Below are 11,807 nucleotides of genomic sequence, written 5' to 3' on the forward strand. Positions count from 1 at the left end.
CGGTGGAGGCACCGCCGGACCCGAGCTGTACGGCGTCGGCGGCGGACGAGGCGGCGGCGGTGCCGCAGGCACGGCCGGAAGCGTCTGGGGTCCGCTGCAGGCGACGGCGGGTCCGCCCGCGGCAGGCTCGAGCGGCGGCGCCGCGAACGGCCCGACCTACTTCGGCGGCTCGAACGGCGCATCCGGCGGCGGCGGCGGCGGCACGGACGGCGGTGGCGCGGGGGCCGATGACCGGAAGATCCACCTCGGCGGACCGTTCCTGTTCGGCATCGCCGGCGGTGGCGGAGGCCCGATGGGCGTCGGCAACGGCGGCGACGGCGTCGCAGGCAAGACCAACGCGACGAACCCCACGTTCAGCTACGACGAGGGCAGCGCCGGCGGTGGCGGCGGCTCCTACGGCGGTGGCGGCGGCGCCCCCTCGAACCTGCTCGGCGGCGACGACTCCTCGGGCGGCGGAGGCGGCGGCAGCTGGACCGGCGGCGGCCTCGGCGGCCGCGGCGGCACCTTCTGGGGTGCGGGGAGCCCGAACATCCCCTATCCCTCGGGCGGCAACGGCAACACCGCCATGACGGGTCAGATCCCGGACTCCGCGCACTTCCTCAACGCGACCAACCCCCGTCTCATGATGGGCGGCGCCGGAGGGCAGGGCAGCCAGGAGGCCGGACGCAGCGCGGGCGGCACGGGCGGCGGCATCGTCTACCTCGACTTCGCGACCATCGGCGGCAGCGGCGGCGTGCGATCGGACGGCGGTCAGGGCGCGAGCCCTGCCGGCGGCGGCGCGCACTCCGGCTCCGGCGGCGGTGCCGGCGGGCAGATGCGCATCCGCGCGGTCAGCATCACCAATCCCCTCGTGCTCGGGGTGAACGGCGGTCGCGGCGGCGCGCCCACGGCCAACAACTACCACGCGGGCGTCTCGGGCGCCGGCGGCGGCGCGGGAGGCATCTGGCTCGAGCTGGCGAACGCGCAGACGAGCTGCCCCGCGAGCGGCGTCCCGAACGTGACGTTCCAGCTCACCGGCGGCGACGGCGGACCCTCGATGACCAACCCGAAGAACTCGATGCCGACCGGTACCGGCGGCGCAGGCGGCAAGGGCTTGGCCTGCGTGAGTCCGCTGGCCGCTCCCGAGCTGTCCTACGCGAAGTCGTCCGACCCGGCTCCCGGCACCGTCGTGTCGGCGGGCGACGAGATCACGTACACCGTGACCATCGGCAACAGCGGCGCGGCGCCGTCGACGAACGGTCTCGTGGCCGACGACATGGCCGCCGTGCTCGACAAGGCGTCGCTCACGAGCCCGCCCGCTCTCAGCTGCGCGCCCGTCGCGAACTCGTGCGGCGAGGTCGTGTTCCCCACCGGCTCGACATCGTTCCAGTGGCGCTCCACCACGGCGAAGCCGATCCAGGCGGCGACCACGGCGACGGTCACGTACACCGTCGCGCTCGACGACGACGCCACGGGCACCGTCGGCAACGTCCTCGTCGAGCCCGCGGTCAGCGTGCAGCATCCGATCATCGAGTCCGGCAAGTCGGTCGATGTCGGCGACGGGACCGCGGTCGCCGCCGGTGACACGGTCGAGTACACGATCTTCGTGACCAACACCGGTGCGGTCGCCAGCCAGCCGTTCACGGTCTTCGACGATCTGTCGGACGTGGTGGACGACGCGACCTTCGTGGACGGCTCCATCGCCGTCGAGCCGGCCGGCGTGGGCGCGGCCGCGTACGATCCCGCGCAGTCACGACTGAGCTGGACCGGCGCGCTCGCCGCCGGGCAGACGGTCGAGGTGACCTACGCCGTCACCGTCGACGCGGATGCCGCGGGCGAGCTGCGCAACGCGTTCCTCGACACGACCGTCGTGAACCCGGTCTCCGCGGCACTGCAGTGGAACAAGGTCGACGACGACGGGGAGCTGCTCGGCGGCGCCGAGTGGGAGCTCACCCCGCTGGACGACGCGGGCCAGCCCACGGCACCGGCCGTCGCGATCGTCGACTGCGAGACCGCGCCGTGCGAGCCGACCGATCTCGACACCGATCCGGCGCCAGGACGGTTCCTGATCGCCGACCTCGCACCCGGCGACTACCGTCTGGTCGAGACCGCGGCACCCGTCGGATTCGTGCTCGACGCGACGCCGATCGCCGTGACGGTGCTCGACACCGCGGCCGTGACCGTGCTCGACGACGTGGTCAACCATCAGCAGGGGACCCCCGCGCTGCCGTTCACCGGCGGGCTGGGCGTCGACCATCTGCTGCTGCTCGGCGGCGGCCTGGTGCTGCTGCTCCTCGCCCTCGCGATCTGGCAGGCCATCCGCCGCCGGCGCGCCTCCTGAGCTCCGGGGCGGGCGGAGCTCCTTCCGCCCGTCCCGGCTTCCACCGCCGCGGCCGGTCTCCGGCCCGGTCCGAACTCGTCGTCCCGCACGGCGAAACCCGAAAGGAATCACATGTCCATGACTCTCTCATCCCGCGCCGGCGTGCGCAGGGCGGCAGCGCTCACCACGGCGCTCTCGCTGAGCGCGTTCGGTGTGCTCGCCGCCGGGGCCGCAGCCCAGGCAGCGACCCTCGACCCCGACCAGCTCGGCTCGATCACGATCCACAAGTTCGCCAACCCGGGAGGCGGCGCGGCGAACCCCGACGGCTCGGGCACGCAGCCCGGCAGCGAGCCGATCGCGGGCGTCACGTTCGAGTACTGCCTCATCGACGGCATCGATCTGTTCGACGGCACGAACACGGGCTGGGACGCGGTCAACGCGATCACCCAGGCCGAGAAGACGGCCGCCCAGACCGGGGCGACCCTCGCCGGCTACGACCTGACGGGATGCCAGACGGTCGTCACGGGTGCCGACGGCACCGTGACGACGCCCGACATCGCGACCGGTCCGTACTTCGTGCGTGAGATCGACGCGCCGTCGAACGTCGTCGCTCCGGCGACGCCGTTCATCGTCACCGTCCCGACGCCGGCCGTCAACGAAGGTGCGACCGGCGCTCCCCTCGACGGCGAATGGGTCTACGACGTGAACGTGTACCCGAAGAACACGATCGCCGACGGGCCGCGCAAGAACATCGTCGGCCAGGAGGAGAACGGCGCCGCCCTCGGCGCCGCGATCGACTACGAGGTCACGACGAAGATCCCGGCGCTGGCCGAGGGGCAGACGTACGACACGTTCGTGCTGACGGACACGCTCGACGCGAAGCTCACCCCGCACACCGACCTCTCCACCGTGAGCGTCTCGGTGTTCGGCGGCGCGGACTTCATGCAGGGCACGGACTACACGCCGGTGTGGTCCGGTCAGGTGCTGACCGTGACGTTCACGCCGGCGGGCCTCTCGAAGCTCGTCGCCGGTCAGAACGTGGTCGTCGCGTTCGAGGCCGAGGCGAACGCCGTGGGCGAGATCCTCAACATCGCGTACGTCAACCTCAACGGCATGCAGCTCACGCCCGGCACCCCGAACGGACCCGGCGGATCGCCGACCAACGAGGTCGCCACGCGCTGGGGCAACCTGACGGCGCTCAAGGTGAACGCCGCCGACGCCACCGACACGCTCGCCGGTGCGCAGTTCGAGATCTACATGGGTCTGACGGACGCCGCGGGCTGCGTCGCCGACATCGCCACGCTCCCGGTCGTGAACGAGCCCGGCACCACCACGCCGCTCGTCGTGACGTCGGCCGCCGACGGCTCCGTCGTGTTCCCCGGCCTCTGGGTCGGCGACACCGAACTGCTCGTCGCCGCAGACGGCACCGTCACCGACGTCAACGAGGAGGGGCATGACTACGCTCAGCGCTGCTACGTCCTCAAGGAGATCGCGGCCCCCGCAGGGTTCGTCCTCCCCGCGGGCGACGCTGCCCTGACCGAGGTCGTCGTGGCCGCCGGCGACAACGGCACCGTGCCGCTCATCGAGATCGACAACACGCAGCAGGGCGTGCCGACGCTCCCGTTCACGGGTGCCGACGGCCAGCTCGCGCTGACGATCACCGGCGTGGCGCTGGCGATCATCGCCGTCGGAGGAGCTCTCGTGTTCAACCGTCGCAAGGCCGTCCAGGCCTGAGAGCACATCCGCTGAGTGCCCGGGCGGTGTCGTCGACACGGCCCGGGCACTCCCGTGAACATCGGCCCGAGGAGGCACAGCATGACGGAGACCACGACGAGAACCCGCGGCACCCGACGGCGGATGCTGTCGCGACGGCGGCTGCCGTGGCTGATCGCCGGGGGCGTGGTCGCCCTCGCCGTCGGCATCGGCACCGCCACCGCGGTGATGTCCGGTCTGCAACCGGCCCCGACGTCCGCCCCGGAGCCGCCCGTCCTGCCGACGCCTGCGGCGAACGGCGTGGCCGGGTATCTCTTCCAGGATCGCGACGGCGACGGCGAGCGCGGTGCGGGCGAGCCGACCCTCGCGGGATGGAGCGTCCGCATCAACTCGACGGGCCCGCTCGCCCTCGCGACCGCGACGACCGACGACGACGGCGTGTTCGTCGTCGACGCCGTCGAGGACGTGACTCCGGGGGAGACGACGGTCGACCTCCGGTTCGCCCCCGTCGTCGAGGGGCCGGCGGTGGTCGGACAACCCGAGGACCCCGCACTCACGCAGTCCGTCACGGTCGACCTCGGGTCCTCGACGGCCATCCCCGTCGAGTCCCTGAGTCCGTGCCTCGACGCCGCCCAGTGTCCGCAGCTCGAACTGCCCGATCTCGTGCCGCAGCTCACGAGCCCGGTGGCGGACCTTCCGGCACCGACGGTCACTCAGGTCGACACGACCACCCAGCCGGGGCGGGTGCTGCTGCGCTTCGCGACGTCCACCGCCAATCTCGGCGGCTTGCTGCACGTCACGGCGGACGCACCGGCATCCGACGCGGAGACCCAGACCGTGCAGCAGCGCGTCTACGGATCCGGAACCGTGCTCGTGCGCGACGCCGGTCGGTTCGAGTATCACCCCGAGCACAACCACTTCCATCTCGACGGATTCCAGCGCTACGAGCTGCTCGCCGCCGATCGCTCGACGGTTCTCCGCACCAGCGGCAAGGTGAGCTTCTGTCTGACCGACGTGCTCCCGGTCGCCGTGCAGGAGAACCGGGGCGACGCGCTCTCGCTCGATCTGAAGCCGTTCGACTGCGGCATCACCGAGCAGGGCATCAACCCCGGCTGGGCCGACTACTACGGAGCCGAGCTCCCCGATCAGTGGATCGACGTCACCGGTCTCCCCTCCGGCTCCTACTGGGTGCGCATCACCGTCGATCCCGAGGGGCTCCTGCTCGAGAAGGACACGAGCAACAATGCGGCGACGTTCCCTGTCGAGCTCGTCGTCCCCTGATCCCTCTCGACGTCCTGATCCCCCACATCAGGGGGAATCGAATCAGGATGCTGAGATCCGAGCGGGGGCGCGGTCTTGTCGTCGTGAGATCGCGCTCTGACATCCTGCTGATCCTGACCCTTCTCGTCGCCGTCGCGGCGGCCACCGTGCTCGCCTACGCTCCGGCCGCGCAGTGGCTCGCCGCGTACAACCAGTCGCTCGTGGTCGACGACTATCCGCAGAGCGTGGAGGAGGCGATCCCCGGACCCGAGGCGCAGCTCGCCGAGGCCCGCCGCTACAACGCGGCGCTGTCGTCCGGAGCGCTCCTGGCGGCGAACGCCCGCGTGCCCACGAGCACGGCGGCGAAGGGAGGCGACTTCGACTATTCGAGCATCCTCCGCACCGACTCGGGAGTGATGTCCCGCATCCAGATCCCCTCGATCGGCGTCGACCTGCCGATCTATCACGGCACCGCGGACGAGACCCTGCGCCGCGGCGCGGGACACCTCGAAGGCACCTCGCTGCCCGTCGGCGGGGAGAGCACGCACGCGGTGATCACCGCGCATCGCGGACTGCCCGAGGCGACGATGTTCACCGACCTCGACCGCGTCAGGGTCGGCGATCTCTTCACGGTGTCGACCTTCGGCGAGGTGCTCACGTATCGCGTCGTGCAGACCAGGGTCGTCGAGCCCTCGGACACCGAGACGCTGCGTCAGGAGGCGGGACGCGACCTCGTGACGCTGGTCACCTGCACGCCGCTCGGGATCAACTCCCAGCGCATCCTCGTGACAGGAGAGAGGGAGACGCCCACTCCGCCCGAGGCCCTCGAGGCGGCGACCGCGGATGCCGCCGGCGCGGGGTTCCCGTGGTTCGCGGTGCTCTATGCGGGCGCGCTGGTCGTCATCGGGGGTTACGGCTGGTGGATGCACCGACCGCCGCGGCGGCGGGCGCGCGACCGAGGGACCGTGGCGCCGTGAGCGGGCCGAGGAACGACGCGCGGCCGCCCCTGCTCCGTGTCGGGATCGTCGACGGCGTCCCCACCCGGCTGCGGGCGCTGACGTCGGCGCTCAACGAGCAGCGCGGGCTGCACGTCGTCGCGGTCGGCGGGTCGATCGCGGAGCTGCTGACGGTGTCCCGACGCATGGACGTGATCCTGCTCGACGCCGACCTGCACGTCGGCGTCGTGGCCGAGGCAGGAGCCGCCGTGCTCCGTCGCACGGGCGCTCGGGTGCTGCCGCTGCGCGGCGATCACGCCGCCGACATCGTCCGCTGCGTGATCGCGGCGCTCCCCGCGCTGCGGCCGACCGATCCGGCTCCCGGTCCCGGCGACGCCCCGCTCGCGTCGCCCGGACTGTCGCAGCGTCAGCAGGAGGTGCTCCGGCTGTACGCGCAGGGCAGCACCGCCGACCACGTCGCGCGCCAGCTGTTCGTCTCGCGGGAGACGGTGCTGGACCACATCCGCCGCATCAGGGCGAAGTACGCCCTCGTCGACCGACCCGCGGCGACCAAGGTCGAGCTGTTCCAGCGCGCCGTCGAGGACGGCATCCTCGCTCCCGACCCTCCGGCGTCGACCTGAGCCGTCGCTCCTGCCGGGTGACCCCTCTGTTGAGGGGGAATGCGGCGGACGCGCTTGTGAGCGCCCCCGTGTGAGGGGTAGACCCGAAGGGGGAATGCCGATGCAGGCAGTGGGGGGATCATGGGGAGCGCAGCCGGGCCGATCGTCCGTGTGGGGATCGTCGACGATCAGCGCATCATCGTGCTCGGCACGACAGCCGTCATCAACGACCAGCCCCGGCTGCACGTGGTCGCGGTCGGCTCCACCGTCTCCGAGCTCCTCGCTCTGCAGCAGTGCGTCGATGTCGTCCTCCTCGATCTGACCCTGCGCGACGGCTCGTCCATCTCTCAGAACGTCGCCGACCTCGCGCACGCGGGCGCCCGGGTGCTCGCGTTCATGTCCGACGAGTCCGCGGGTCTGCTGCGCCTCGCCTCCCGCGCGGGAGCGATCGGGCAGGTGTGGAAGTTCGCCGATCCGCGCGAGATCGCCGCGACCATCCGCACCGCGGCCCGCCGCCGGGCGGTCGACGACGGCGCCGACGCGGCATCGGCAGAGGGTGGCGACGGATCGGACGCAGCCGACGCGCGCGTCGAGCTCACCACGCGCGAGACCGAGGTGCTGGCACTGTACGCCGCGGGACTCACGGCCGAAGCGGTGGCTCGGCGGCTCTCGATCGCCAGGGCGACGGTGCTCGATCATGTGCGCCGAGTGCGTCGCAAGTACGCGGCCGCCGGTCGGCCGGCCCGCACCAAGGTCGATCTGTTCAAGCGGGCGATCGAGGACGGGGTCGTGGATTCCGACGACTGACGTCGCGCCGCGTCCGTCTCCCGAGGTGCGCCCGACACGCCTTGAGGACATAATGGGAAGACCGATGTGACCGTGCACATGCAAGGAGGCGTGACATGTCCACAGCCTCCGACCGCGCGCGGATGCCCAGCATCCGCGACGTCGCTCGACTCGCGGGCGTCTCGCACCAGACGGTCTCGCGCGTGCTCAACGACCACCCGAGCATCCGCCCCGAGACGAAGGCGAAGGTCCTCGACGCGATCTCGGTGCTGGACTACCGCCCCAATCTCGCGGCGCGGGCCCTGGTCACGAGCCGCTCCAACATGCTCGGCATCCTGTCGGCGACCGTGGGGGAGTTCGGACCGACGTCCTCGATGGTCGGCATCGAGGACGCGGCCCGTGAGGAGGGGTACTCCGTCTCCACGCTGAACCTGTCGGCGACCTCGCCCGAGGCGATCGGCAGCGCTCTGCGCCAGCTCGCCCGTGAGCAGGTCGACGGGATCGTCGTGCTCGCACCGCAGGTGCGGGTGTTCCAGGTGCTGCGCGCTATGGCGGTCGACACGCCGTTCGTGTCGCTGCAGACCGCCTCCGGATCGGACGGGCAGAGCCTCTCCGCCGATCAGGTGGCCGGGGCGCAGCGAGCCACCGAGCACCTCATCGAGCTCGGGCACAGCGACATCCTGCATCTGGCCGGGCCGCAGGACTGGATCGAGGCGGAGTCGCGCATGCGGGGATACCTGGACGCCCTCCGCGAGGCCGACCTGCCCACGTTCCCGCCGATCCGGGGGGACTGGACGGCGGACTTCGGATACTTCGCCGGCCAGGAGCTGTCCCGCCGCCGCGACTTCACCGCGGTCTTCGCTGCGAACGACGAGATGGCGATCGGTCTGATGCACGGGTTCCGCGACGCCGGCGTGCGGGTGCCCGACGATGTGAGCGTGGTCGGATTCGACGACATCCCGGTCGCGGCGCACGTCGCGCCGACGCTGACGACCGTGCATCAGGACTTCCCGGAGCTCGGGCGGCGGGCGGTCCGCATCCTCCTCGCGCAGATCCGCGGGGAGAAGGTGCCGGAGTTCGGCCCCCTGCAGACGACGCTGCGCACGAGGGAATCCTCCGTGTCTCGATAGGGGACCGATTTTCGCCCCGTGGTCTTGACACCGGCTCGGCGAGCGTAGACTATGTAAACCAATGTGAACGGTCACATCGAATGTGATCGCCCGTCGCGAGGAAGATCCGTGAGCACCACAGCAACGTTGCCGGTCGTGTCAGGCCCCATCCTGGAGATGCGCAGCATCACCAAGGAGTTCCCGGGAGTCAAGGCGCTGTCTGACGTCTCCATCACCGTCCGCGCAGGAGAGATCCACGCGATCTGCGGTGAGAACGGCGCAGGCAAGTCCACCCTGATGAAGGTCCTGTCGGGGGTGTACCCGTACGGCACCTACGAGGGGGAGATCCTCCTCTACGGCGAGGAGCAGCGCTTCCGCGACATCGTCGCGAGCGAGCAGGCGGGCATCGCCATCATCCACCAGGAGCTCGCTCTCATCCCCGAGCTCTCCGTCACCGAGAACATCTTCCTCGGCAACGAGATCCGCCGCTTCGGGCGCATCGACTGGCAGGCGCAGAAGCAGCGCGCGGTCGAGCTCCTCGCCCGCGTGGGCCTCAAGGAGGACCCGGATGTCGCGATCAAGTCGCTCGGCGTCGGCAAGCAGCAGCTGATCGAGATCGCGAAGGCGCTGAACAAGGACGTCAAGCTCCTCATCCTCGACGAGCCGACCGCCGCGCTCAACGAGAACGACTCGCAGCACCTGCTCGACCTGATCCTCGGGCTGAAGGCCAAGGGCATCGCGTCGATCATGATCAGCCACAAGCTCAACGAGATCGAGCAGATCGCCGACGAGATCACAATCATCCGTGACGGACGCACGGTCGAGACGCTCGACATCTCGCGCGGCGAGATCAACGAGGACCGCATCATCCGCGGCATGGTCGGCCGCTCGCTCGAGAGCCGGTACCCCGATCGCACGCCGGAGATCGGCGAGGTGTTCTTCGAGGTCAAGGACTGGTGGGTGCAGCATCCCACCGTGTCCGAGCGCATGGTCGTCAAGGGATCCAGCATCAACGTGCGTCGCGGCGAGGTCGTCGGCATCGCGGGACTCATGGGCGCGGGGCGCACCGAGTTCATGATGAGCATCTTCGGTCGCTCCTACGGCAACTTCCAGTCCGGCACCATCGTCAAGGACGGCCAGGAGATCAGCATCCCCGACGTCTCGTCGGCGATCAAGCACGGTCTCGCCTATGTCAGCGAGGACCGGAAGGTGCTGGGGCTGAACCTGCTCGACACGATCAAGCGCTCGGTGGTCGCGGCCAAGCTGTCGAAGATCTCGAAGCGCGGCGTGGTCGACGAGCGCGAGGAGTACTCGATCGCCGAACGCTACCGCAAGGCGCTGCGCATCAAGACGCCCAGCGTCGAGGAGGGCGTCGGCAAGCTGTCCGGCGGCAACCAGCAGAAGGTCGTGCTGGCGAAGTGGATGTTCACGGACCCCGATCTCCTGATCCTCGACGAGCCGACCCGCGGCATCGACGTCGGCGCCAAGTACGAGATCTACGCGATCATCAACGAGCTCGCCTCCCAGGGCAAGGGCGTCATCGTCATCTCGAGCGAGCTGCCCGAGCTCCTCGGGATCTCCGACCGCATCTACACCGTCTTCGAAGGACGGGTCACCGACTGCATCCCGGCCGACCAGGCGACACCCGAGGCCCTCATGCGCAGCATGACCTCCGCGACTCAGAAAGCATCCGCATGACCACCGACCTCACGACAACGAAGCGCGGCTTCCACTTCGGCGACATCCGCAAGATGTTCGGAAGCAACGGCAACTCGTCGCTGCGCCAGTTCGGCATCCTGGGCAGCCTGATCGTCATCATCGCCCTGTTCGAGATCCTGACGCTGCTGCGCAACGGGCCGAACGGCGCGACGCTGACGTCGGGCAACCTCATCAACGTCATCAACCAGTACTCGTTCATCCTGATCCTGGCGATCGGCATGGTGATGGTCATCATCATGGGTCACATCGACCTGTCGGTCGGATCGGTGGCCGCGTTCACGGGCATCATCGTGGCGAAGTCGATGGCCGAGTGGAACTTCCCGTGGCCCGCCGCGATCCTCCTCGGCCTCGCTGTCGGCGCCCTCGTCGGCGCATGGCACGGGTTCTGGGTGGCGTACGTCGGCGTCCCCGCGTTCATCGTCACGCTCGCCGGCATGCTGCTGTTCCGCGGCGCTCAGCAGTGGATCGGCGACGCGCAGACCATCCCGGTGCCGAAGGGCTTCCAGATCATCGGCACGGGGTACCTCCCCGAGGTGGGCCTCCCGCTGCCCTTCAACGTGCCCACCATGCTCCTCGCTCTCGTGGCGGTGGCCTGGCTGATCTTCTGGGAGATCCGCACGCGTCGCATCCAGCACAAGATGGGCTCGGACAGCGCCCCCGTGTGGGTCAGCGTCGTCAAGGTCGTGCTGCTCTCGGTGGTCGTCCTCGCAGCGGCGTGGATGTTCGCGACCGGCCGGCCCGGCACGAGCTTCCCGGTTCCGGGCCTCATCCTTCTCGCGCTCGTCATCATCTACTCGTTCGTCACTCGCAACACGGTCTTCGGCCGTCACATCTACGCGGTCGGCGGCAACCGTCAGGCGGCTCGTCTGTCGGGTGTGAAGGACCGCTGGGTCGACTTCTTCGTGATGATGAACATGTCGGTCATGGCCGCACTCGCCGGCATGATCTTCGTCGCCCGTTCGCAGGCCTCCGGCCCGAACGACGGCACCGGCTGGGAGCTGGATGCCATCGCCTCGGTGTTCATCGGTGGCGCGGCTGTCGCCGGTGGCATCGGAACGGTGATCGGCTCGATCATCGGTGGTCTCGTCATGGCCTTCCTCAACAACGGCCTCGCGCTGCTCGGCCAGGGTGCCGACGTCGTCTCCATGATCAAGGGCATCGTGCTCCTGCTCGCGGTCGGCATCGATGTCTGGAACAAGCAGCAGGGTCGTCCGTCGATCATCGGCTTCATGACCCGACGCAACCGCAAGGACGACCCGGAGGCCTCACCGGTCTTCGAGCCCAACAAGACTTACCAGGCCCCTCCGGTCGACAAGACCCGGGCGGAGTAAGCGGAGTCTCACGCAGTGCTCGCGTGCAGGATCCG

At 70.0% G+C, this 11,807-nt stretch carries 9 protein-coding genes; all 9 read left to right on the top strand.

Annotated features, from left to right (window positions below):
• Positions 1 to 2,320, top strand: a 2,320-nt coding sequence (locus tag A4X16_RS18415; RefSeq protein WP_157560146.1) for a prealbumin-like fold domain-containing protein, incomplete at its 5' end; no start/stop codon positions are given.
• A gap of 117 nt (positions 2,321 to 2,437) precedes the next feature.
• Positions 2,438 to 4,033 carry a SpaH/EbpB family LPXTG-anchored major pilin gene (locus A4X16_RS11580; protein WP_197491828.1) on the top strand — a complete coding sequence of 532 codons (1,596 nt, stop codon included), beginning with the start codon at positions 2,438 to 2,440 and terminating at the stop codon, positions 4,031 to 4,033.
• Between the two features lie 81 nt (positions 4,034 to 4,114).
• The gene (locus tag A4X16_RS11585; RefSeq protein ID WP_067120700.1) at positions 4,115 to 5,293 is read left to right on the top strand and encodes a lysyl oxidase family protein; all 1,179 of its coding nucleotides are present in this window, start codon (positions 4,115 to 4,117) and stop codon (positions 5,291 to 5,293) included.
• Between the two features lie 83 nt (positions 5,294 to 5,376).
• Positions 5,377 to 6,249: a class C sortase gene (locus A4X16_RS11590; protein WP_269454906.1), complete on the top strand. Its 873-nt coding sequence runs from the start codon at positions 5,377 to 5,379 to the stop codon at positions 6,247 to 6,249.
• Positions 6,246 to 6,848: a response regulator transcription factor gene (locus A4X16_RS11595; protein WP_231880346.1), complete on the top strand. Its 603-nt coding sequence runs from the start codon at positions 6,246 to 6,248 to the stop codon at positions 6,846 to 6,848. The genes A4X16_RS11590 and A4X16_RS11595 overlap by 4 nt, the downstream gene beginning before the upstream one ends.
• A gap of 120 nt (positions 6,849 to 6,968) precedes the next feature.
• Positions 6,969 to 7,634 (top strand): LuxR C-terminal-related transcriptional regulator, encoded by a 666-nt coding sequence (locus tag A4X16_RS11600; RefSeq protein ID WP_067120704.1) that lies wholly within the window; start codon positions 6,969 to 6,971, stop codon positions 7,632 to 7,634.
• 95 nt (positions 7,635 to 7,729) lie between these two features.
• Positions 7,730 to 8,743 (top strand): LacI family DNA-binding transcriptional regulator, encoded by a 1,014-nt coding sequence (locus A4X16_RS11605; RefSeq protein ID WP_067120706.1) that lies wholly within the window; start codon positions 7,730 to 7,732, stop codon positions 8,741 to 8,743.
• 156 nt (positions 8,744 to 8,899) lie between these two features.
• Positions 8,900 to 10,420, top strand: coding sequence for a multiple monosaccharide ABC transporter ATP-binding protein (gene mmsA, locus A4X16_RS11610; protein ID WP_067120708.1), 1,521 nt, complete (start codon positions 8,900 to 8,902; stop codon positions 10,418 to 10,420).
• A complete protein-coding gene (mmsB, locus tag A4X16_RS11615; RefSeq protein WP_067120710.1) occupies positions 10,417 to 11,772 on the top strand; it encodes a multiple monosaccharide ABC transporter permease in 1,356 nt (451 codons plus the stop codon). The genes mmsA and mmsB overlap by 4 nt, the downstream gene beginning before the upstream one ends.
• Positions 11,773 to 11,807: the final 35 nt, after the last annotated feature.

Source organism: Microbacterium sp. H83 (assembly GCF_001650405.1).
GTDB lineage: Bacteria > Actinomycetota > Actinomycetes > Actinomycetales > Microbacteriaceae > Microbacterium.